Consider the following 22,957-nt stretch of genomic DNA (forward strand, 5'->3'; position numbering starts at 1 on the left):
GAGCAACGACAAGACCGAAGATGACGATAGTCTCGGGGATAACGGTGAAGAGCAGTGCAAGACCGAACATGTCCTTGTTCTCGGCGGTCGCACCCATGGCGGCGGCACCGATGCCCATCTCACCAAGACCGGTGCCCACACCGGCAAGGCCGACAGCGAGGCCTGCGCCTACTGCCTTAAGTCCAACCTGCGATGCCTGAATCATTTCAACAGTCATTTCAGCAACTACTGGGTCTGCCATAATTTATTCCTCCGTAAACTTTCTTTTCATGCCAAATGGATTGTACTTCTTTCCTCCACCTTTGTAGAACTTGGTGAAGAACTCAACATAGTGCAACCTGATAGAGTGCAGGCCGCCGCCCAGGATGCCAAGTGCTGTGTTCAGCATATGGCCGAGGAGCAGGACGACAAGACCCATCAGGATGATGACCACTCCCGCAATGGTGAGTGACGCAAGCTGCGGGCTGATGATCAGGTCGAAGGCGATGTAATTGGTGACCATCGCAATTGCGACCGAGGAGAGACCAACCGCAACCAGACGGGTGTACGACAGGACGTGACTGACGATAGTCGGGATCTCCATCAGTTCGAGAGGAGATTCCTGACCGATCAGGACGATGCCGAGCAGGATAAGGACGGCACCAAAGATGCCCGCCGCGTTCAGGCCCATCGCCACCGGCGGGAAGCCGGTGAGATCGACCATCAGGGGGATGGGGAACATGGACCAGATTGCGACGATGATACCCCACATCGTGGCGAGCCAGCCAAACTGGCCGAGGATCTCACGATTCACGCGGGGACTTTTGTGCATTGCATGCCTCAGGTTCCTCACATGGAGGAGGCGCCCGAGGGTGATATGCAGGATACCGATCCAGACCGAGACGATCAGCAGTTCGGCCACCATCGGGTTGTGGACCGCCGCGCCGCCAATATTCAGGTGTCTGGAATAGATGATCGGATCCCACGGGAGTGACGTACCGAAGAATTCGCTGAAGAGGACACCGAAGACACAACTCATGATCGAGGAGTTTCTCAGGGTGTCCAGGAGCTGGGTGCCAGCCTCTCCGGTGAAATACTTCCGCAGTCCAAAGGACATCGCGAGGAGCACGAGACCGTAGCCGATATCGCCCAGGATCAGACCGAAAAAGATCGGGAACACGATCGAGACGAGCAGCGTCGGGTCGAACTCATCATAGCGCGGACGCGCGTAGATGTCCATAAAGAGCTCGGTCGGGTGTGAGAACCGGGGGTTGTCGTATTCGACAGGGACGTCCTTCGGGTCGTCGCCGATCTCAAGCTCAGTGACATAGACCTTCCCACCGGTCGCATGGGTGAGTGATGCCTTGATCGCCTCGACCCGCTCCGACGGTACCCAGCCTTCTGCCACAAAGGCGTCTTCCGTTGTTGCAAACCGCAGCGGGGCCTCCGCCTGCTCCACGACGGCCGTGAAGTATTCGTCGTATGCAACAAGGAATTCGCCGTATTCTTTCTTCTTTTCCTCAAGGTTCCGGTCGATCTTCGCGATCTCTTCGTTGAGTTCGGCGATCTTCCCCCGGGCATCGTAGATCAGGTCCTTGACAGGACCATTGCCCTCGGGGATGGGGATAGACTGGAACTTTGCTTCGAGCAGGGCGCGGTCTGCCGCGTCCGCATCTGGTGCAGTGACAAAGACCACAATGAAGTTCTGCTCGCCCTTGCCAGCAGGGACGAAGTGTTTCTCGTGGGCGACCGGGATCTCGACATCTGAATCGACATATCCTGCAAAGACGGATAGTCCTTCATAGCCGTGATACAGGTCCATATCAAGGGGGACTGCAGCGAAAGGTTCGAGTGCGACGACACGCCCTTCGAGGGCCTTCGCCTGTGCCTCAAGCCTGGACCGCTGTGCAGTCAGACCCTCAACATCCCTGACGAGTGCGGCAAGTTTCCGGTCGACTTCGGCTTTCATTACAGAGGAGTTCTCTTTCCGGGTCGCAGGGAGAGAGTCGGGACTGATCCCGAAGATGTTCTCCATGGACCGGATCTTGATCAGTTCGGTGGACGCCGTACTTGCTTCAGCAAGAGGCATGCCGATCTTGAATCCCTCGTAGGCCTCGTCTTCCTTCTCGACAAAATCTTCGATGTGAAAAGTGTTCTGGTGGTACAGCTCCCGGACAATCGTATCCATCTGGTCTTTCGATCCTGCAACCAGGATACGAGTCATCCGTTCAGGCTGAAACATGCAGCTGCTCCTTGAAACGCGAGACGAGCAACTCGACCGCCTTATCAAGATTCGCAAGGCTGTTCTTTTTAAGTTTCGCGGCCTGCTGCTCGCCGTCCTTCAGGATATCGGCACGCTTTTTAGCGGCCGCGGTTGCGGCATCAGCGAGACGCGACTTTTTGTATGCCTCCGCATCGGCGGTGGCCTTCTCGACGATATGTTCGGCCTCCGCTCTTGCGTCAGCAATCTTCTGCTTCTGCTCAAGCTGAGCGGCGCTGACCATTGACTTGTACTCTTCTTCTGCCTGCTTGATGCTCTTCAAAACCTCACTCTTCATCCAACCCTCCTCTCACGGCCTACACATATTTGATGGAAATTACCTTTATATTTGTTGTTATTCATCTGCCAGAGCACGGTTCACACATATATAGGAGATCGTGCACCCCGGAGGGAGGGCTTCGAGCGTGACAGTTCTCCCCTCCCCCCTGAGAGTGATGCCGGCGAGATCGCCCGACGAGCAGAGGAGGCGCTGGTCTGGATGGGTGCCCCGCACGATCCCGCAGGATAGGGTGACCGCAGGGGCGGCCGAGACGACCATGGGGATGCGCTTCACACCGGGATGGTCCTTCGGAAGAGCGACAACCGGATAGTGGTGGTCGCGGACAAGGAGGAGGAGCATTGCCGCCGCCCGCACAGACCCCCCTTCCGGGGCCGAGACACAGACAAGGTCGCCTGGTCTGACGGGTTCGCAGTACTCATCGTCCACCGTGTCGACGACAAGGGCGAAACGCTCCCTGACGCTGCCGGCAAGGAGAAAAGAAGAGGATGGTGCCCTGATAAAGACGAGTTCGTCCTCACCCGGGTGGAGGATCATGCTGGCTCGACGTCCTCCGACTGACAGGACGGGCATACCGGGTGTTTGCCGACAGCCTTGAAATGTCCGCCGCATTCCCTGCATTTGTAGGTCTTTCCCTTCACCCGTTCCTCCAGTTCGATATCAGTGCCTCCGCCTATAGAGCACATAGGGGAGAATTGTCCCCACAATATAAAAGAGGTTCGTTTTTTCCGGGGCGCAGGTCACACCAGCATGTTGAAGGTGATCAGGGCGACGACGAGCATCACCGAGGCATGCTTCACGCCGGCCCGCACCGAACCCTCCCCCATCTTCCCGGCCACAAGGCCTGAAAAGACTGCCTGGACAAGGCAGACATGGTAGAGGAGACGCCCAAAAGGAAGGAGGGAGACAGAAGTGAAGCCCGGCATCACCCCATCCATACCGCCGCCGGTTGAGGCCACCACGTCGCCGAGGACAGGGAGGAACCTGGTGGCGATGACAATGACGACGAAGATAAAGACGAAGAAGGCGAGGTAGATGACCGCAAGGTAGAGGATCATCGCCGAGGACCGCTCTTCCCGGAGTACGGCCGACATCCGGGCGTCCTTTGCCGCAATGGTGAGGATGTCAGAGATGTTCCCGCTCATACGCGTCGCCGTCGTGATGAGGGTGACGGCCCGGGAGACTGCCGGGGTCCGTACCCTCTTCTCAAAACGGACGAGAGCGTCAGGGACATTGGCACCCCATGTGATGTCACGGCCGATCCGCCTGACCTCATAGGAGAGGACGCCGAGGTTCGTCCGCACAAGGACGACGATCGCCTGGGCGAGGGTCAGCCCGACCTGGTTCATGCCAGCCATTCTGGAGAGGAACTCCGGTATACTGTCCTCGATCTCCCTGACCTTCCTGTTCCAGAGGCCGTGGAAGACCGCATAGGGGACAAGGACGACAAGGAGAGCGATGACCACATGGTCGTCGACGAGGGCGATGAGAGTTTCTGCCGGGAGGTCCGCAGGAAGGGAGAGAACGACGGCGCCAAGGTAGAGGAGCGCAAGCGGGAGGGAAAAGAGGAAGGTAAGTCTGGCGTCGAGGATAAAAGCACGGAAGGGGTTGCGCAGAAAGGTCCTGAGAGATCTGACCCGGTCATACCGTGCAAGTTGCGCAAAAAGCGGTTCTTCACCTTCCTTCCCCTCGACCCTGACGTCTTTGAAGTGGTCGAGTACCTTCACGTGGGTGTAACGTTCGGGTACGTCCTCCCTGACCGAGATAAGGTCTATGAAGAGGAGCATGATCAGGGAACCGACCGGGATGAGCAGATAGGTAATGAGGGATAACTGGGTGACCGCCGACCCGCCGATCAGCCCCATCACCACCATGACGATGACGAGGAAGAGGGGACCGGCCACGAAGACGGTCACATAGGCCTCGCCGACGAACTCAAGAGTGGTGATGAACCGTTTCTGCTCGAACCTCGCCCCGTCCTGAAAGAGTCGGACCTGTTTCTCCAGATAGGTGGCGAGATTTCCCCCACTCTCAACAACCGAGAGGAAGTTCTCCAGGAACTCCTTCAGTTTCACAGAGGGTGTCGTCTCGGCCAGGTGCCTGATAGCGGTGAAAACGTCTGACCCGAAGTAGTCGGTGTCCCGCACCACCTGCCTGAACTCCAGCGCACTCTCCCCGTAGATCCCGGCATTCTCCGAGAGAGAGCGGAAGATGTCCATCACCTCGGCACCTCCCCGGCGCATCGCATAGATATACGAGACGGCATTGTGGAGGGAGAGATTGATCTTTGTCGCCCTGTTGCCCTTCTCGACTGACGGATACCTCAGGAGGAGGGAGTAGGCAAGCATGCCCCCGGCCAGGGCGCCGGCGGTGATGGCGAGGACGCGGAGGAGGGACCAGAAGGGGGTCTCGCTACCGACGTCGGGAAGGGAGAAGGGGAGAAGGCCGGCAACCCCACCCTCCACAGGGAGGACAGTTATGTCGGAGAGGACGAAGGCGACGACCCCACAGAATAGTGCGGCACAGAGGGAGATGAGCAGGGCCCTCTGGAGATAGGCCCTGACGGTGATGCCCATGCGGGCCGAGATGAGGTCCTCTCTGAGGTTGCCGTATTTCACCGGGTCGCGCCGTACCAGGGTGTCGGCAATCCGGCGACCGATGCCTGGCTGGGGGGTCATGGGAACAGCCCTGCAAGGTCGTCGAGATGATCGAGGACTGCAGCGCGGGTGGTGGTAAAGGCCTGGACGATCCGGGAGACACGGGAGTAATCGAAGATCTTCTGCGTCTTCATCGCTTCAAGGACACGTATCCGCTCGCAGATATCAGCCTCAAGTTTGCCAGCATCCCAGCCCCGCGCTTCCATGACGCGGGCGTACACAAGGGACCGACCCGTGTATTCCATTGTGTCGCGGACAGGGTCGTACGCAAAGACCGTGTTCACCTGAAGGTTCCCGGTACCGGGGTCCATGCCTGCGATCTCCACGACCTCCTGACAGCGCCGCACACGCTCTGTCCCCCTGTAGGTGAGCGCCTGGACACTGACGATATCGAGGGCCTGCACCATGTTCCTCGGGACGTTCAGGGGTTCGTTTTCGAGACGGTGAATGGCGGCGTCGACGTTCCCGGCATGCATTGTGGAGAAAGTGGTGTGGCCTGTGTTCATCGCCTGGAAGAGGGTCTGCGCTTCCTCCCCCCGCACCTCTCCGACGAGGATATACTCGGGCCTCTGGCGCATCGCCGCCTTGAGCAGGTCGAACATCGAGATGGAAGAGGACTCCTCACCAGAGAGGGTATCGCGCGTCACCGAGGCGACCCAGTTCTCGTGGAAGAGGGTGATCTCCCGTGTGTCCTCGATGGAGATGACCTTCGCAAGGAGCGGGATGAAGAGGGAGACGGCGTTGAGGGACGAGGTCTTGCCACTCGCCGTCCCGCCGATAAAGAGGAGGCTCTTGTTGTTCTCGATCGCCGTCCAGAAATAGGCAAGCTCTTCAGCAGAGAAAGTGCCGAGGTCGAGGAGTTCGACAGGTGTGAAGGGTTCGGCCCTGAACTTCCTGACGGTGAAGGAGGTGCCCCGCGTCGAGACCTCGCGCCCGAAGGTGAGCTGGAGACGCAACCCGTCGGGGAGGGTGGCGTCCACGACGGGGCTCCCCACAGAGACGTGTTTTCCTGAGCGCTGGGCCAGCGAAATGGCAAGGGAGTTCAGTTCTTCCTCGGCGAAGACGAGGTTCGTCCTGATATTCTTGTGCCGCCGGTGGTACAGGAAGACCGGGACGCCGACGCCGTCGCAGGAGATGTCCTCGATCTCCGGGTCCTTCATCAGCCCGTCAAGGCGTGACCATCCCAGGAAGTCCCGCAGGAGGTAGTACTCGACCTTTGCCAGCGCCAGGTGGTCCAGGGTGACACCATATTCCCTGATAAGGGCGTGTGTCCGGTCGAGGAGGACCCGGTGGTGGTCTGCTGCCATCTCCTCCTCAGAGAGTATCAGGACGTCACGCAGGTCTTCGTACAGTCTTTCGAGGATCTCGTATTCAAATGGCGAGAGCATGGGTTCGAAGAGATAGTATTCGACCTGCCCGCTCTGCCGGTCCTGCACGATAGCGACGAGGGACCTACCCTTCTCCACCCAGTACTCCTCAACGAGGGACCCCCCGTCAGGGACCCTGGCCTCCACAAGGGGGGGATCTCTCGCAGGGTCATACTCCCAGTTTTTTACCTGGTCTCCCGACCCCTTCCCAAATAACGGCAGATGCATGGTGACTCCGTGATAGTGAAGAGTGGATCAAAGATCTTCTTTATCTCTCCTATTTCGGCCAGTGGCAGAAGGCGCGATCTGGCTCAAAGTGTACCCAATCTGTTACTCTTTTATAGCACGGGGAATGAATCTTCGCATGGATACGGAGGCACGAGTTGACCGGAAGGTTCCCACAGGGATCGGGTCCCTTGACCCGATCCTGGACGGCGGTGTCCCTTCGGGTTCGATGGTCCTGCTCCTCAGCGAGATCGGTGCAGGGGGGAGTGACTTCGTCAGGACAGCAGTCATCGCCCTCGCCCGGATGAAACAGGAGGGTCTGGACCCGGCACCCCGCGAGATCCTCTACATCACGATGACGCGGCTCAAGGAAGACGTCCTCACCGAGGCCGCACTTTCCGTGAGCCCGGAGATCTATCCTCTCCTCGAAAAAGGTGTACATTTTGAAGACCTCTCCAAGGTCTACTTTGATGCAAGCGTCGTACCGCCGGAATGGTATTCTGAGGGTGACGTGCTCTCCCGGATGCAGAAACATACACGGCGGGAAAATCTCCTCACCGAACTTTCAGATGCTCTCTCCAACGCAGAGCACCAGAGCGTGATCGTCATCGACTCCCTCACCGACCTCGCCGCACAGGCCGGGACTGGAGAACACTGGAAGACCCTCAGCAGTTTCCTGCGTGGCCTCCAGAGAGTGGCGAAGCGCTGGGGATCGGTTGTCTACCTCCCTCTCACCCGCGGCGTCCTCCCCCCTCTCCTGGAGACCGAGGTCCAGGACTGCGCGGATGCGGTCTTCCTCTTTGCATGGGAGGAGATGCAGGGGATGCGACGGCAGCGGACGATGTCCCTCCAGAAATTCAGGGGTGTGATGCCCCACCTCGAAGAGCGGAACCTTGTGAAGTTTGCGGTGCGGATCACGGCAGGGAACGGTTTCGAGGTATCCAACATCAGGGTGGTCGTATAATGGAGGAAGAAAAGAGGGTCATGTTCGGGATCGAGGGACTGGATGCAATGCTCGATGGTGGACTCCTTGAAAAAAGTATCTGCGCCATCGTCGGGACGTACGGCACGGGAAAGACGACTTTCGCCCTCCAGTTCATCTATGAGGGGTTGAAGCGGGGCGAGAAGGTGGTCTTCATCTCCCTCGACGAGCGGGTAGAGATGATCTACAGGGATATCCTGAGGAAAGGATGGGACCTGGAGGCATACAGGGACACCTCCCTCTATGTGGTCAAACTCGACCCGACCGACTTCACGGTCGCGGTCAACCAGATGAAAAACGAGATCCCAAGACTGATCCAGCAACTGAAAGCGACAAGAGTTGTCATTGACCCGATATCCCTCTTCGAGGGTCTCTTCACCGACGAGGCGACACGGCGGCAGGAACTCTTCAGGTTCGTCGAGATGATGCGAGACGAGGAGTGTACCCTCATCCTCACCTCAGAGACGAGCCAGAGCAACCTCTATGCGAGCAAGTACGCCCTTATCGAGTACATGGCCGACACCGTCATACTCCTGCGGTACGTGCGGCCGTCCTCGATCGCCGAGGTCCACCCGGCGGCCGAGGTCGCAAAGATGCGGGGCTCAAACCACTCGCGGGAGATCAAACCGTACGAGATCCAGCGCGACAGGGTGCAGGTGTACTCGGATGCAAATGTGTTTTGAGGGGTCTGGAGAGGGGTACTGTGTGAGGCCGCATGCTGGTGGAGACCTGGAGAAAATCTCCTGTTCGGGTCGATGCCGCTCTCGATTCCATGACGAGCGGCGTGAACCCACTGCCTTCCCCATACACTCCACCGGGGGACTGCTCGAAGACTTCGTCTTCTCTAGTTCACTTCGTTCACACCTCGAAAGCCTAACGGCTTTCTCGTTGCCCCCGGACCCCCGAAACAGGATTGGCCCCGGGAAGCGCGAACAGGATATCGGGGGATGGATATTGCCACCCCCGCCTATCCGGGTGCGGTCGTCTCCCGGTTCAGACACATCAAAAAAAGATATCTACACAGCCATATTTTTCAGACCTGAGCATGAGTCTTTTTATCAGCACGGTAGAGGGTTCTGACCTGTTTTGGGATATGCTCCATGAAAATGATCCGGGAGAACGACTCTCCGGGTTTGCACGAGGCTCTGACTCTCATCGAGCATCCCCTTTCAGAGATGGAAAGTCCGCCTTCTGCCTTCCCGACCCTATCGCAATCCCGGGGGCAACGAGCGCAAGCGAGTTCGAGAACACAGAGAATCAAAGATTCTCTGAGCAGGCAAATGTTCCATTTGCCATGTATGGAAAATCGAAGATTTTTCTGTTCTGGCAAATCTCTGATTTGCCGTTGACCGAAGGTTTTCGCTGACGGGGGCAGCGCTCCCGGGGCGAGCGTGCGGGAAGGCACGCCGAGATTTTCATCCGGTATGTTTGATCCGGGAGATCATGCCAGATTCTCCAGAGCCTGAAGTACCCCCAAAATACTCCTCCCTCTCATTAACAGAAGAACCGGGACGCGTCCCCACAGAAAAAAAAGATCAGACGGTGATCCCCATCAGGTTGAGGACGACGAGGAGGACAACACCGATCACCCCGCCGAGGGCGCAGATGATCACCGTCGCCCACGAGATAGCAAGGTCTGTCCCGCCAATGTAACCCGTCAGGTGGAAGAGGTTGATGAGGTACAGGCAGATGAGGCCAACCACCGCATTGATGATCAGGGTCATCCCTTCCTTCACAAAGTAGTAGAGGAGGGCGGCGACCGCGATCACCACAACGATGGCAATGATGGTTTCCAGCATTTATTTACCAATCAGGTGCTGTTTATTTAACCTTAACGCCGGGAGAATGGCGCTTCCGACGATCCTCTCCTCCCGCCCAATCGCCGCCACGGCACCGAGGAGGTCGAAGACATTGCCTGCGAACATGGCGCTCCGAACCGGTTCGTCGAACTCGCCGTCCTCGATCCAGGTGGCGTTGGAAAGTTCAACAGAGAAGTCGCCGGTGAGGGGGTTGGCCGTGTGCGCCCCGACAATGTCGTTCACGTAGACCGCACGGTCGTCGTCAACGGTGTCGCGCGGGCCGTCGATAACCATCGTGTGGACGCCGATGGCGGGCGCCCCGCCCGGACCGTCCCTGACCGCCGAGCCCGTGCTCTCCTGCCCATAGCGGTAGGCAGTCCGCAGGTCGTAGGCATAATGCGCCAGGACACCGTGGTCGAAGAAGGTGATCTTCCGTGCGGGTACGCCTTCGGCATCGAAACGCGTGCTCCCCAGACCGCGGCGGGAGGGGTCGTCGAAGACCGAGATCTCCTCGCCGATACAGGTCTCGCCGATTTTCCCGGCAAGCCAGGACCGACCGGCATGGACGTTCCTCCCCGATAGAGCGGGTTCGAGGACATAGCCCAGGAACTGGGAGAGGGCGACCGGCGAGAGTACGAGGTCGTAGTCCCCGGTCGCGATCTCACCGGCACCGGCGCCGTGCTCAGCAAAGAAGGCCGCCTGCTCTCCGACCCGGTGGGGGTTGAGGTCCATGAAGGGAGAGGCGTCGAACTCGAACCCGGTCGAGCGCTCATGGATGCACTCAAGGGAACACCCCGTGCTCGTCCTCTCCTGTTCGTAGAGGAGGCCGGAGGTGTTCGCGATCGTCACCTTCCCCCGTGCCAGGGAAGCAGAACCGCCGGTGACTGCGGCGTCGTGCTCCGCGGCGCCTGCAAGCATCTCCCTGCAGATCGACCGCGGCGTCGCCGCGTCCAGACGGAGAGTTGCGTCATTGATCTGCGGGGCGTCCGGGAGGGGAGCAGGGCAGGGAAGTCCACCCCATTCCTGCGGGTGGGCGAGGCGTGCGCTCGCAAGGGCGGCGGCGAGGCACACTTCCCAGTCATTCGGGTTCGCAGTCGAGGAGACACCGATCCGCCCGCCGACAATGACCCTGATACCGATGCCAAAGCCCTTCGAACCCCCGGCATTCTCGATCCGGTCACGCTTCATTTCGGCGGAGATGGACTCGCCTTCAGAGATATAGACCTCCACTTCGTCGGCTTTTGATGCACCGGCACGGAGGATCGCATCAATCAGTTCCATTGCCACCCACCACCGCATCTTCAAGGAGCACATGAGGAGAACCGTCGCTCACCGGGACACTCTGCCCACCTTTACCACAGTACCCCTCGTGCATCTCCCGGTCGTTCCCGAGGAGCGTGATCGCATGGAGGGTACCGAGGATGTCTCCAGAGAGAGAGACGTCCCTGACCATCGTACCGATCTCGCCGTTCTCGATGATGTAGCCATACTCGGCATTGAACTGGAAGACGCCCCGGCCGGGGTCGACCTGGCCGCCGCGGGAACCCTGCAAAAGCACGCCGTTCCGGCACTCGGCGATGATCTCGTCGTATGAAGCATCGCCTTCCTCGATGAAGGTGTTGCTCATCCGCACCAGGGGCGGTTCACCGGGTTCGGCACGGGCATGGCCGGCAAAACCGTTGCCGACCGCAGCAAGGGTCTGCCTGGAGTGCATGTAGGCGTTCACACGGCCGCCCCTGATCAGTTCGGTCCTCCCGACGGCGACTCCCTCCGCATCCACCGGTTCGAAACCGAAGTACGGGAGGGAGGGGTCGTCGACGATGGTGAGGAGGGGACTGCCGATGCTCTCCCCGATCTTTCCGGCAAGCACGGAGTTCCCCTCGCGGATCAGGTCGCCCTCGCTCGCATGGCCGACCGCTTCGTGAGCAAAGACCCCGGCGAGTTCGGGGTCGAGAACAGCCCGCATCCTGCCGCCCTTCGCCGCCTTCGCGTCGAGGAGGGCAAGAGCGGTCTGCGCCGCTTTCTCTCCCATCTCCTGCTTGTGGCGGAGGTTGAGGCCCTGGATCGTGTAACTGCTCTCCCGGCCCATCTGCATCTCCCCGTTCCGCGAGGCGACGGCGACCACGGAAAAACCGCAACGCGGGATAGTGTACGAGTATTCACACCCCGAAGAATCGACAAAGCGTACCTCTTCGATCGATTCGGCATAGCGGGCCCGGGTATTGACGATCCCGGTCAACTTCGCCGCCCCCTCGATCGAGGAGAGAAGTTCCGTCTTTTCCTCAAGAGAGACCCCGGCCGGGTCCTCGCTGGCCTTCGGCACCGGCAGGACGCCACGTTGCGGGGCGTCAGAGAGTTCGACCTCGTCGCCAGTGATCGCGGCAAGTTCGAGGGCCCGTGCAATCAACCGGTCACAGGGTGCGTCAGGGTCGAAGTTCTCCAGGGTGAGGATGCCCCAGCCCTGCGGGCCGAGCACCCTGACAACAGCCTGGTCATAAAAACTGGTGCCCGCCGATTCGACCACGCCATTGTCGATGTCGACGTGTGTGGCCGAGCCGCGGACGTGCCTGATATCATAGTAGCGGACGTTGTCCATGCTTATGCCGCCAGATGGGTGCTGCTGACTGTCGAGGACTCGAGGGCCTTCTTCACCGGTTCAGCAGCGAGTTTCTTGAGTTTGTCGAGGAAGAGTTCGCGGTTCTGCGGGACCAGAGCCGCTTCGAGCACTTCCTCGATGTGCGTAACAGGGATGATCTTGACCATGGAGCGGTAGCGGTCCTCGATGAGCACGTCGTCGAGGTTTGACTTCGGGATGATCACTGTCTTGATCCCGGCCTTCGCCGCCGCCTCGATCTTGTAGGTGACGCCGCCGATGGGCAGGACGTCACCCCGCACCGAGAGAGAACCGGTCATCGCAAGGTCCTGCTTGACAGGAATGCCCTCGATGGCCGAGATGACCGCGGTGGCGACGGAGATGGAAGCCGAGTCGCCCTCGACACCGCCGTACGTCCCGATGAACTGGATGTGGATGTCCATGTTCTTGATGTCCTTGCCAGTGAACTTCTTCAGGATCGCGGAGACGTTCTTGATCGACTCCTGCGCAATCTCTTTCAGGAGACCGGTGGCGATGACCGTGCCTGCCGCCCCCTGCGTCGGGGTCACTTCGGCGACGATCGGGAGGACGGAACCGGAATCAGCGCCCATTACAGCAAGGCCATTCACCCGCCCGACCTGTTTCCCGGTCACAACGGTGAGGTCGTAGTCGCGGCTGCGGTGGATGTACTCGTCGGAGATCTGCTGTTCAATGGAACGGGCCGTGTTCTTCGCCGCAAGCACATGCCTGGCAGAGGTCACCTCCGCGCCCTCCTGCCGGGCGATGTCGCCTGCAACGCGGATCAGACCGCCCATCTCACGGAGCTTCAGGGTGAGGTGGCCCTTCCTGTTGGAGCGGCGCTGTGCCTCCCTGATCACTTCTTCGATGGCACTCCGGTCGAAGTGCGGGATCTTCCCGTCGTTCTTGACCTCCTGGGCGATGAACCTGATGAACTTCTCCCTGTTCTCGGGGGTGTCGGGCATCGTGTCCTGCATGTAGACCTCATAGCCGTAACCGCGGATACGGGACCGCAGGGCCGGGTGCATCCCCTGCATGGCGTCGAGGTTGCCCGCGGCGATCATGATGAACCGGCAGGGCACGGCCTCGGTCCTGACCATGGCACCGCTTGAACGCTCGGACTGGCCAGTGATAGGGAACTCCCCTTCCTGAAGGGCGGTGAGGAGGTTCTGCTGGGAGTGCGGGGTCAGGGTGTTGATCTCGTCGACGAAGAGCACGCCGCCGTTCGCACGGTGGATTGCGCCGGCCTCGACGCGGTCGTGGGCCGGGGTCTCCAGGCCGCCTGACTGGAAGGGGTCGTGGCGGACGTCGCCGAGGAGAGCGCCGGCATGCGAACCGGTGGCGTCGATAAAGGGAGCGGTGCTGTTCGGTTCGCTGGAGACGAGGAGCTTCGGGATCATCGCCTCCTCACGCGGCCGGGAGTACTGGAGGGCCATGAAAATGAAGGCGGCGGCGATGATGCCCATCAGGGCCTGGCCGGCGATGAGGGCGTAGCCGATGATGCCGAAGATCAGGAGCATGACGAGGGTGTTCCTCATCTGCTTCCTCTTCGCCGCCTCAGCCTTGTGGGCGGCGACGATCTGCTTGCCCCGCCCGGCCGCGACCGTCCGGATGATAGGATTATTTGAGTCCTCGACATTCGGGTAGACGAGGATGTCCTTGAGTTCCTCTTTGGGGAGGAGTTCGGCCATCGCCTTCGCAAGCATCGACTTGCCCGTTCCCGGGTTGCCGATCATCATCACGTGTCTGCGCTGCGTGGCCGCTTTCTTGATCACCTCCACCGCTGCGTCCTGACCGATCACCTGGTCGATCAGCCGGGGTGGGACGGTGACCTCGGAGGAGTTTGTGATGGAAGATCCCTGAAGGAGATCCTCGTCCGCTTTCTTCTCAAGGATGTCAGAAACAGTGTCTTGCATGAGCAGTGCAACCTCATTGGGCAATGATACTTATATACTATTTTCATGATAGTTTAAGTAGTTTCAGCTGGGGGAAATACCAGAAATGAAGGTTGTATGCACAGAAAAATCCCAGATACTCGCCGTTCGGATCGCCGATGAACTCGGGGTCCAGGTGGCCGACACCCGCTTTGCCCGCTTCCCTGACGGAGAGTTGTACCTGCAGGTCCTCGACCCCCTGGACGACGAGACCGTGATCGTGGGGAGCGTCACCGATAATGACGCATTTATTCAACTGATGCTCCTCGTCGACGCCTGTGAGATGACGAAAAAAACTCTTGTCATCCCCTATCTCGGGTACGCCAGACAGGACAAAAAGTTCAAGGACGGTGAGCCCATAAGCGCCCGCGTCGCCGCCAGGGCCCTCTCCCACGAGGTCGACAGCGTGATCACCGTCAATATCCACGAGAAGGACATTGCCCGGCACTTCAAAGTCCCGGCCCACGACCTCTCTCTTGCAGCCGAGATCGGGGAGTACCTGAAGGGCAGGGACCTGGACAAGCCCCTGATCCTCGCACCCGACTCCGGGGCCGCGGACTTTGCGGCCGAGATCGCCGCCGTGGGCGGATGGCAGTGCGACTACCTGAAAAAGACCAGGCTTTCCGGCGAAGAGGTCATGATGGAGCCGAAGACCTTCGACGTCGCAGGGCGTGAGGTCGTTATCACCGATGACATCATCTCGACCGGCGGGACTCTCGCCACGGCGACGAAGATGCTCTATGCCCAGGGTGCGGCGGCCGTCCATGCCATCTGCGTCCACGGCGTCTTCACCGGCGGGGCCTATGTCCACCTCAGGAGTGCCGGTGTGAAGAGTGTCGTCTGCTCGGACACGATCGAGCGGGCGTGCTCCGGGGTCTCGGCGGCACGGTGCATCGCGGCAGCACTGCGGAAATGATAGAGATCGATGGGTCCATCGGAGAGGGTGGAGGGCAGGTGGTAAGGAACGCGGTCGCCCTTGCGGCCCTCACCGCCACCCCAATCAGGGTCACGAAGATCAGGGCGAAACGCCCGAAGCCCGGGCTTGCGGCCCAGCACTGCACGGCAGTACAGGCGGTCGCCCTCGCCTGCGGGGCCGAGATGAGGGGGTGCCGGAAGGGGAGCGAAGCCCTGACTTTTGCGCCCGGCGAGGTCAGGGAGACCGAGATCGACCTTGCGATCGGCACGGCCGGGAGCATCCCCCTCGTCCTCCAGGCCTGGTTGCCTGTGGCCCTGAAAGCGGGGGGGACGATCACCCTCACCGGCGGGACCGAGGTCTCGAAGAGTCCGACTATCGACTATTTTTCCGAGGTGCTCGTGCCTCTCCTCCGTGCCCACGGGGCAAAGATCGAGGTGGAGGTCCTGGGGAGGGGATACTTCCCTGTCGGCGGGGGACGGGTGCGGGTGACAGTGCGGCCATCGACCATCGCCCCTCTCGCCATCGCGGGGGTGCCTCCCCGTGCCGGGATCGTCTCCTGCTCGCAGAACCTCCCTGACCACGTGGCCGAGAGGCAGGCACAGGCGGCGTCCGCTATTCTCCCGGGTTTTCCTGTACGGATCGAGCGGACGCCCGGACCGGGCACAGGCACGTCGGTGACGGTCTTTGAAGGGGCGAAGGGGGGTGTTGCCATCGGAAAGCGGGGTCTCCCCGCGGAGAAGGTCGGCTGGATGGCGGGGGACGAACTCCTCGCCGCCCGGTCTGTCGCCTGCGACGTCGACGTCCACCTTGCCGATCAACTCCTCGTCTACCTTGCACGGGCCGGGGGGTCGTACTCTGCGCCAGAAATATCGAGCCATGCGGCGACGACCTGCCGCCTTCTCTCCCTCTTTGGATACGAGATCGCCGTGTCAGGCGCAAAACCGGCGGTGTTCTCGGCATGAAGGCTGTCCTCGATGCCACGGCATTCTTCGTGGACCGTCCCTATACCGGGGAACTGTACACGACGCCTGAAGTCGTCGCCGAACTGGTGGATCTCAGGGCAAAGTGCCGGTACGAGGCTCTCCTCGCAGAGGGGCTTGCCATTGCCAGCCCGTCCCCGGAGAATGCCCACGCCGCACGGGAGGCGGCAGGAAAGAGCCGTGACATCGGTGTCCTGTCGCCGACCGACCTCTCAGTCCTTGCTCTCGCCCGCGAACTCGGGGCCACGGTGTACACCGACGACTTCGCCCTCCAGAACGCGGCAATGCGCCTCGGTGTTGCCACAGAACCTATCCAGCAGAGGCGTGCGGCGAAAGTCGCATGGAAGTACCGCTGCACCGGGTGCGGGCGGTACTTCGGGCACGAGGGGGAGTGCCCGGTCTGCGGTTCGGTGATCCGGAGAAAGAGGCGATAGGTCTTCCGGGGGCAGCGTCCCACAAACGCTTAAATATCCACCGGAAGACCACTCATCTATGAGTTCCCTCGACGAACTGATCAACAAAGCGCAGCTCCTCCTATCAGACGGCCACAGCCCGGAGCAGATCGCAGACGAACTCTCCCTCTCGATGGAGACGGTGACCTGGCTCCTGACCCAGCAGCGGAGTGCCGAGGCGCCGAAGGACGTGCACATCGACTGGACGGCGATGAGCAGCGACGCCGGGATGCTTGACCTTCTCGGGGAGATGCTGATCAGGCGGCACGAGGGCGCCGCCACGGGTGGGCAGTTCTTCCCCGGACCTGATGCCGCCGCATACGATACCGTCGTCGGCATCTCCCTCTCCGGAGTCCCGATGGCGACGATCATCGCCAGCCATATGGAGAAGAGGCTTGCGATCTACCACCCGGCAAAGCACAGTCCTGCAGAGAAGAAGGTCGGTTCGATCTCCGGGAACTTCGCCTCGATCGCCGGGCACGCATGTGTCATTGTCGACGACGTGATCACGACGGGTCGGACCCTCCACGAGGTCGTGGACTACCTGCGGGCCCACGGGGCGCGGCCTGTCGCGATCTGGGTGATCTTCGACAAGAGGGACATGCGGGCCGTCGAGGGAGTCCCTGTTCTCCCGCTCTGCACGGTCTCGCGTATCGACTGAGGTCCCCCTTTTTTTTATCCGAGGTCGGTCACCGGCGTGATCTTTGGGGGCACGGTTCGCGTGACCTTCACGACCGGGCCCCGCGGCGGGGCGACGGTGAGGGTGAATGTCTCCCCCGGCGCGAGGGTGCGGGACGGCTGGACCCTGATTATGAACTCCTCGCCCGTTTCGAGGAGGTTGTCATCGTCGGCGGCGCCGATGGGAAGGGCATTCAGTCTCCCGGTGATCGCCCAGTGTGGCGGGACGGGTTCGGTCCCGCATGTCTCCGATCCGTCCGGTGTGCTGAAGAGAACGGTCGCCCTGTCCATGTCAACGGCCCCGACAGAACCGGGGAAGAGTCTGAGGGAGATGGAGACGGAACCGATCCTGCCGGGGTCGGCCGGGTCGCTGTACCCCTGCAGGGGAGGATCGACAAGGAGGACCATCGGAGAACTGGCAAGGGCATCAGGAACAATACCAACAGGGTTTTCCGTGCCCGGGCCTGTGTATAGGTTGAAAGCGATGCCGGCCCCGCCAAGAATGACCAGAAGAAGTATGGCCTGCTCCAGTCTGGCGAGGGCAGGACTGTGATCCATGCGCAGATCTCGGTGCCGATCCATAAAGAGTCTCCGCGGGCGGGACCACTGCGCCAGATAGTATTTCTGTCAGAGACTGAAGCACGGATCCTGTTCCCTCATCAGGCGGGAGGGGGGGCACCGCACCACATATATAGAAGTTCTAATCCATATTAATGAGACATTGGAGGATTCTATCATGCTTGCCGGACAGCCAGTTGTCATATTAAGAGATAATATCGAGCGTACCAAGGGGCACGAAGCGCAGCAGTCCAACATTCTTGCGGCAAAGGCGATTTCCGCCGCGGTAAGGACGACGCTCGGCCCCCGCGGTATGGACAAGATGCTCGTCTCCGGGAGCGGGGACGTGACGATCACAAATGATGGGGCGACGATCCTGCGTGAACTCTCGGTCCAGCACCCCGGTGCCAAGATGATGGTCGAGGTCGCCGAGACGCAGGACGACGAGGTCGGCGACGGCACCACCACCGCCTGCATTCTCGGCGGCGCCTTCATGGAGCAGGCCGGCACGATGCTCACAAAGGATATCCACCCGACGATCATTGCCATCGGCTACAGGAAGGGCATGGAGAAGGCACTGGAGATCCTCAATGACCTTATCATCACGGTCACGCCCGAGGACCGCGAGGTCCTCCTGCAGATCGCATCCACCTCGATGACCGGGAAGTCGATCGAGTCGGTGAAGGATAGGGTTGCCGGGATCATCGTCGACGCCGTCCAGGCCGTTGCCGAAACGAAGAACGGGAAGACGGTCATCGACGAGGACGATGTGGCCGTCACGAAGGAGGTCGGCGACTCGATGGACGACGCCGAACTTGTCAAGGGTGTCGTGATCAACAAGAAGCGGGTTGCCGACGGGATGCCCCGCCGGGTCGAGAACGCAAAAGTCGCCCTCCTTGCCCAGCCCCTGGAGATCACGAAGACTCAGGTGAAGTCGAAGATCAAGATCTCCGGCAGCGAGCAACTCACTGCCTTCGGTGACCAGGAGCGCGAGAGCCTGAAGAAGCTCGCCGACGGCATCCGCAATGCCGGGGTCAATGTTGTCCTCTGCCAGAAGGGGATCGCCGACGCTGTCCAGTATTACCTGATGAAGTATGGCATCTTCGCAGTCGAGGACGTCGCGGAGAAGGACATGAAGTTCGCGGCAAAGGCGCTCAACGCCGTGATCGTGAACAAGGTCCAGGAGATCTCGCCTGAGGTCATCGGTTCTGCCGGGTATGTCGAGCAGTTCGAGGACGCTGACCTGGTGAAGATCGCCGAGTGCCCGAACCCGAAGGCGGTCACCATCCTGCTGCGGGGCTCGACCCAGCACCTCATCGACGAACTCGAGCGTGCGGTCGAGGACGCCCGCCGGGTGGTGCAGGACGCCCTTGAGGACGGGACCTTCGTCGTCGGCGGCGGTTCTGTCGAGACCGAAATGATGCTGCGGATCCGTGACTACGCCGCAAGTGTCGGCGGCAGGACTCAGATCGCCCTCGAAGCTTATGCAGCGGCATTCGAGGAGATCCCGAAGACTCTCGCCGAGAACTCCGGCTTCGACCCGATCGACAAGGTCGTCGACCTCAAGAAGGCCCATGCCGCCGGCAAGAAGTACGCAGGCCTCAATGTCTACACCGGCGAGATCGTGGACATGAAGGCTGAGAGGGTCTTCGAGCCGGCACGGGTGAAGAAGCAGGCGATCATGTCAGCAACCGAGATGGCGGCGATGCTCGTCCGCGTCGATGACATGTTCGTCACGGTCAAGAAGAGCGCACCGTCGGGCCCTGTTGCCTGAAGTGGTGAAAAGCCGGGATATCCCGGCACCCTTTTTTTTATCCAGTCCGAAGGTGACTGTATACCCCGGCCAGGAGGGGAGCGATTGTCTGGCGTCTCTCCGCTGACAGAGGGGGCGGCATGTCCCTGCCAATCGCAAAGGTTTATGAACGCAGCCGACAGATAATAATAGCCGGACGGGCCGGGGTAGTCTAGTCCGGGAAGGCGGTAGCCTCGAAAGCTACTGGTGTTCGACACCTCGGGAGTTCAAATCTCCCCCCCGGCGTTTTCATCCCTTTTGCATGACATGAACGGGAGAGCGGGGGCCCTCGGGAAAGGTTCATTTCCGGTGCCGGCAATTTTTGTGTATCATGCCAGGCGCGGCGGGAGGTTCATTTTTCATGGCGCCGGGGTACGGGCGGGGCCGGGGCACAGACCGGAAGGAATAATCCTTCCGGGGATGATAAGGAGAAGAGTGTTCCCCACACGCGTGGGGATGAACCGACGGCGGTCTGGAGATGGTCCGGAGGGAGGGCGTGTTCCCCACACGCGTGGGGATGAACCGACACTCCTCCACTTTTTCGACTGCACGTCCTGGTGTTCCCCACACGCGTGGGGATGAACCGCCCTCCGGCGGGCTGCTGCTCGACTCGACGCGGTGTTCCCCACACGCGTGGGGATGAACCGGTCTGACGTCGGGGACTCTCGCGTTTCCGCCGGTGTTCCCCACACGCGTGGGGATGAACCGCCCGCCTTCATCCCGCCGCCCGTTTCGCAAATGTGTTCCCCACACGCGTGGGGATGAACCGGCGGACTTCGACGCCTTGGTGGACCGCATCGAGTGTTCCCCACACGCGTGGGGATGAACCTGGTGCAGTTTCCGAGGGCGGGCGAGAGTTTCAGTGTTCCCCACACGCGTGGGGATGAACCGAAATCGGGGCGCACATCCACCACGCTCTCTGTGTGTTCCCCACACGCGTGGGGATGAACCGTCCCCGTCGAAAACGCTGGCAGAGGTGCCGGAGTGTTCCCCACACGCGTGGGGATGAACCGCGATTTCGTGCGAACCAGATGCCGGAGGCTCGGTGTTCCCCACACGCGTGGGGATGAACCGTAACACTAAACACTCGGTGCGCCATCCTCGGCGTGTTCCCCACACGCGTGGGGATGAACCGGCGCTGGATCTCGGCACCCTCAACGCGACCCAGTGTTCCCCACACGCGTGGGGATGAACCGGGCCGTCTCATCCCACCAGAAGGCGGTGTCAGAGTGTTCCCCACACGCGTGGGGATGAACCGAGCACGACGTCGCCGGCCGCGAGCACTTTGTGGTGTTCCCCACACGCGTGGGGATGAACCTGTCCTGCAGTTTCCGGCACAGGAGGTCGAGGTGTGTTCCCCACACGCGTGGGGATGAACCGCCCCCGGACGGCGATATCGGCGAGTCCAGAGGGTGTTCCCCACACGCGTGGGGATGAACCGCGGAGAGGGTGACGCCGCCCTTGACACTGACCGTGTTCCCCACACGCGTGGGGATGAACCGAGATCGTCCCTGCGCTCGAAATACCGGAACCTGTGTTCCCCACACGCGTGGGGATGAACCGGCGCAGGACGACCTCCGTGCGGCCGCCCCCCTGTGTTCCCCACACGCGTGGGGATGAACCGTACTTCAAGGGCGCTGACGCGGTGGGCACGTTGTGTTCCCCACACGCGTGGGGATGAACCGAGACCGGGGCCCGGATCTCAGAGGTCGCCCGTGTGTTCCCCACACGCGTGGGGATGAACCGGCGGATCTCGGCGAAGGCCTCGGGGGCGTAGAGTGTTCCCCACACGCGTGGGGATGAACCGAAATACATCGACGTCGCCGGGTCATACCCTTCGTGTTCCCCACACGCGTGGGGATGAACCGCAGCGGCCCCGGGAACACGATCCCGCCCGGCAGTGTTCCCCACACGCGTGGGGATGAACCTGGAGTTGCAGTCATTTTTTACACCTCAGCACAGTGTTCCCCACACGCGTGGGGATGAACCGCTACATTCCCAGACGAGCTAAATGCGGCGTCTGTGTTCCCCACACGCGTGGGGATGAACCGCCTCGCCAATGCATGTTCTGCCTGGCTGTCAAGTGTTCCCCACACGCGTGGGGATGAACCGAAACCAGATTATTATAAATATGTCACATCCCGCGTGTTCCCCACACGCGTGGGGATGAACCGATATGCCGTTTATAGTAGAACCTGCATTGGATGTGTTCCCCACACGCGTGGGGATGAACCGATGACGTCCATCGCAGCCTCGGAGATCCGATAGTGTTCCCCACACGCGTGGGGATGAACCGGTTAATGATGTGTGGGAATGGGATACTGCTCCGTGTTCCCCACACGCGTGGGGATGAACCGAGATTCAACTGTCCAGCCCTCCAGAGACCTAGGTGTTCCCCACACGCGTGGGGATGAACCGATCCGGTCCGAACTGAATTGAATTTCCCCGCCGTGTTCCCCACACGCGTGGGGATGAACCGACGACAGTGAACTCGTAGTCCATGCCGTCCCGGTGTTCCCCACACGCGTGGGGATGAACCGCATACCGGATCTGGGGCGGGGAAACCGAGCCAGTGTTCCCCACACGCGTGGGGATGAACCGATTATGGGCGCCGTTTTAGGCGTCGGTATTATGTGTTCCCCACACGCGTGGGGATGAACCGCGGTTTCTGCTACCGTTCCGGCCGCGTGGGGAGTGTTCCCCACACGCGTGGGGATGAACCGCCTCCCCTGGTAGGGTCGGAGCCGTCGTTCGTGTGTTCCCCACACGCGTGGGGATGAACCGAATTTTATTCAATCATTGATGCGTTTGCACGAGTGTTCCCCACACGCGTGGGGATGAACCGACGATCCCGGTTGATCAGATAAATTATAGATAGTGTTCCCCACACGCGTGGGGATGAACCGCGATCTCACAGGCGTTCACGCCGCAGGAGATCGTGTTCCCCACACGCGTGGGGATGAACCAACTCAGAGAGGAGGTCCACGATGAGCGCGTCCGTGTTCCCCACACGCGTGGGGATGAACCGGTCATTTCCGTCATTTTTTCTCTCCCGTCTTCGTGTTCCCCACACGCGTGGGGATGAACCGTAAACTGTAGTCTCGGAACAATATCATTTGATGTGTTCCCCACACGCGTGGGGATGAACCGTATCAACTCATCACCGGGCGGATGTTGGGGGAGTGTTCCCCACACGCGTGGGGATGAACCGTCATAGAATACGGCAAGGAGTTCGGTGGGTGGGTGTTCCCCACACGCGTGGGGATGAACCGTCTGGGAACCCGACACTCTGGCAGACCAAGCCGTGTTCCCCACACGCGTGGGGATGGTCCAACACCATATCAAAAAATAGACATCACTCACTCACACAGAGTTTTCCCGAAGTGAAAAGCGAGCAACATTCGAAAGAGGATTACTTTCACCCCCTGCTAGCCCCATTTATATATTAAAACGCCCATTCAGAGATCAA

General features: G+C 60.6%; 19 protein-coding genes, 1 tRNA gene and 1 CRISPR repeat array. Of the genes, 8 read left to right on the forward strand and 12 right to left on the reverse strand.

The window, feature by feature from the left end:
- From Q0520_RS00680 to Q0520_RS00710, 7 genes are all read right to left on the reverse strand, one after another.
- Nucleotides 1-241, reverse strand: a 241-nt coding sequence (locus Q0520_RS00680) for an ATPase (protein WP_298665368.1), incomplete at its 3' end; no start/stop codon positions are given.
- Nucleotides 242-244: 3 nt separating this feature from the next.
- A complete protein-coding gene (locus tag Q0520_RS00685) occupies nucleotides 245-2,167 on the reverse strand; it encodes a V-type ATP synthase subunit I (protein WP_342765216.1) in 1,923 nt (640 codons plus the stop codon).
- 40 nt (nucleotides 2,168-2,207) lie between these two features.
- Complete coding sequence (locus Q0520_RS00690; protein WP_298665372.1) at nucleotides 2,208-2,537, reverse strand: ATPase; 330 nt, start codon at nucleotides 2,535-2,537, stop codon at nucleotides 2,208-2,210.
- Nucleotides 2,538-2,594: 57 nt separating this feature from the next.
- Nucleotides 2,595-3,074 (reverse strand): alpha/beta hydrolase, encoded by a 480-nt coding sequence (locus Q0520_RS00695; protein ID WP_298665374.1) that lies wholly within the window; start codon nucleotides 3,072-3,074, stop codon nucleotides 2,595-2,597.
- Nucleotides 3,071-3,223 (reverse strand): hypothetical protein, encoded by a 153-nt coding sequence (locus tag Q0520_RS00700; protein ID WP_298665376.1) that lies wholly within the window; start codon nucleotides 3,221-3,223, stop codon nucleotides 3,071-3,073. The genes Q0520_RS00695 and Q0520_RS00700 overlap by 4 nt, the downstream gene beginning before the upstream one ends.
- 54 nt (nucleotides 3,224-3,277) lie before the next feature.
- Nucleotides 3,278-5,215, reverse strand: coding sequence for a type II secretion system F family protein (locus tag Q0520_RS00705; RefSeq protein ID WP_298665379.1), 1,938 nt, complete (start codon nucleotides 5,213-5,215; stop codon nucleotides 3,278-3,280).
- On the reverse strand, nucleotides 5,212-6,708 hold the full coding sequence (locus Q0520_RS00710) for a type II/IV secretion system ATPase subunit (protein WP_342765217.1): 1,497 nt from the start codon (nucleotides 6,706-6,708) through the stop codon (nucleotides 5,212-5,214). Before Q0520_RS00710 ends, Q0520_RS00705 begins: the two co-directional genes overlap by 4 nt.
- A 217-nt stretch (nucleotides 6,709-6,925) precedes the next feature.
- Here Q0520_RS00710 and Q0520_RS00715 point away from each other — a divergent pair, with 217 nt between their 5' ends.
- Nucleotides 6,926-7,750, forward strand: a complete 825-nt coding sequence (locus Q0520_RS00715; protein WP_298665384.1) for an ATPase domain-containing protein — start codon at nucleotides 6,926-6,928, stop codon at nucleotides 7,748-7,750.
- Nucleotides 7,750-8,451 (forward strand): KaiC domain-containing protein, encoded by a 702-nt coding sequence (locus Q0520_RS00720; RefSeq protein WP_298665387.1) that lies wholly within the window; start codon nucleotides 7,750-7,752, stop codon nucleotides 8,449-8,451. Before Q0520_RS00715 ends, Q0520_RS00720 begins: the two co-directional genes overlap by 1 nt.
- 852 nt (nucleotides 8,452-9,303) lie before the next feature.
- Here the strand turns inward: Q0520_RS00720 and Q0520_RS00725 are convergent.
- From Q0520_RS00725 to lonB, 4 genes are read right to left on the reverse strand one after another with little or no spacing between them, the layout of a single operon-like run.
- The gene (locus tag Q0520_RS00725; RefSeq protein WP_298665390.1) at nucleotides 9,304-9,567 is read right to left on the reverse strand and encodes a pro-sigmaK processing inhibitor BofA family protein; all 264 of its coding nucleotides are present in this window, start codon (nucleotides 9,565-9,567) and stop codon (nucleotides 9,304-9,306) included.
- On the reverse strand, nucleotides 9,568-10,848 hold the full coding sequence (locus tag Q0520_RS00730) for a TldD/PmbA family protein (RefSeq protein WP_298665392.1): 1,281 nt from the start codon (nucleotides 10,846-10,848) through the stop codon (nucleotides 9,568-9,570). It lies immediately after the preceding gene.
- The gene (locus Q0520_RS00735; RefSeq protein ID WP_298665396.1) at nucleotides 10,835-12,163 is read right to left on the reverse strand and encodes a TldD/PmbA family protein; all 1,329 of its coding nucleotides are present in this window, start codon (nucleotides 12,161-12,163) and stop codon (nucleotides 10,835-10,837) included. Before Q0520_RS00735 ends, Q0520_RS00730 begins: the two co-directional genes overlap by 14 nt.
- Before the next feature lie 2 nt (nucleotides 12,164-12,165).
- Nucleotides 12,166-14,094: an ATP-dependent protease LonB gene (lonB, locus tag Q0520_RS00740; protein ID WP_298665399.1), complete on the reverse strand. Its 1,929-nt coding sequence runs from the start codon at nucleotides 14,092-14,094 to the stop codon at nucleotides 12,166-12,168.
- An 85-nt stretch (nucleotides 14,095-14,179) separates the two neighbouring features.
- Between lonB and Q0520_RS00745 the strand changes: the two genes are divergently transcribed.
- The 4 genes from Q0520_RS00745 to Q0520_RS00760 are packed head-to-tail and all read left to right on the forward strand — an operon-like array spanning nucleotide 14,180 to nucleotide 17,121.
- Nucleotides 14,180-15,028 carry a ribose-phosphate diphosphokinase gene (locus tag Q0520_RS00745; protein WP_298665402.1) on the forward strand — a complete coding sequence of 283 codons (849 nt, stop codon included), beginning with the start codon at nucleotides 14,180-14,182 and terminating at the stop codon, nucleotides 15,026-15,028.
- A complete protein-coding gene (rtcA, locus tag Q0520_RS00750; protein WP_298665405.1) occupies nucleotides 15,025-15,990 on the forward strand; it encodes an RNA 3'-terminal phosphate cyclase in 966 nt (321 codons plus the stop codon). Before Q0520_RS00745 ends, rtcA begins: the two co-directional genes overlap by 4 nt.
- Nucleotides 15,987-16,442 carry an NOB1 family endonuclease gene (locus Q0520_RS00755; RefSeq protein ID WP_298665408.1) on the forward strand — a complete coding sequence of 152 codons (456 nt, stop codon included), beginning with the start codon at nucleotides 15,987-15,989 and terminating at the stop codon, nucleotides 16,440-16,442. Before rtcA ends, Q0520_RS00755 begins: the two co-directional genes overlap by 4 nt.
- 58 nt (nucleotides 16,443-16,500) lie before the next feature.
- Nucleotides 16,501-17,121 carry an orotate phosphoribosyltransferase-like protein gene (locus Q0520_RS00760; protein WP_298665413.1) on the forward strand — a complete coding sequence of 207 codons (621 nt, stop codon included), beginning with the start codon at nucleotides 16,501-16,503 and terminating at the stop codon, nucleotides 17,119-17,121.
- 14 nt (nucleotides 17,122-17,135) lie between these two features.
- Here the strand turns inward: Q0520_RS00760 and Q0520_RS00765 are convergent, their stop codons facing one another.
- Nucleotides 17,136-17,696, reverse strand: a complete 561-nt coding sequence (locus tag Q0520_RS00765) for a hypothetical protein (RefSeq protein WP_298665415.1) — start codon at nucleotides 17,694-17,696, stop codon at nucleotides 17,136-17,138.
- A gap of 178 nt (nucleotides 17,697-17,874) precedes the next feature.
- On the opposite strand from Q0520_RS00765, the gene thsA reads away from it, so the two are divergent.
- Together thsA and Q0520_RS00775 are read left to right on the forward strand one after the other, a co-directional pair.
- On the forward strand, nucleotides 17,875-19,470 hold the full coding sequence (thsA, locus tag Q0520_RS00770) for a thermosome subunit alpha (protein ID WP_298665418.1): 1,596 nt from the start codon (nucleotides 17,875-17,877) through the stop codon (nucleotides 19,468-19,470).
- Between the two features lie 179 nt (nucleotides 19,471-19,649).
- Nucleotides 19,650-19,734: transfer RNA gene (locus tag Q0520_RS00775), tRNA-Ser, on the forward strand.
- A gap of 189 nt (nucleotides 19,735-19,923) precedes the next feature.
- Nucleotides 19,924-22,821: a CRISPR direct-repeat array (repeat unit 29 nt; unit sequence GTGTTCCCCACACGCGTGGGGATGAACCG).
- Nucleotides 22,822-22,957: the final 136 nt, after the last annotated feature.

The sequence above is a fragment of the uncultured Methanofollis sp. genome (assembly GCF_937919355.1).
Lineage (GTDB): Archaea > Halobacteriota > Methanomicrobia > Methanomicrobiales > Methanofollaceae > Methanofollis.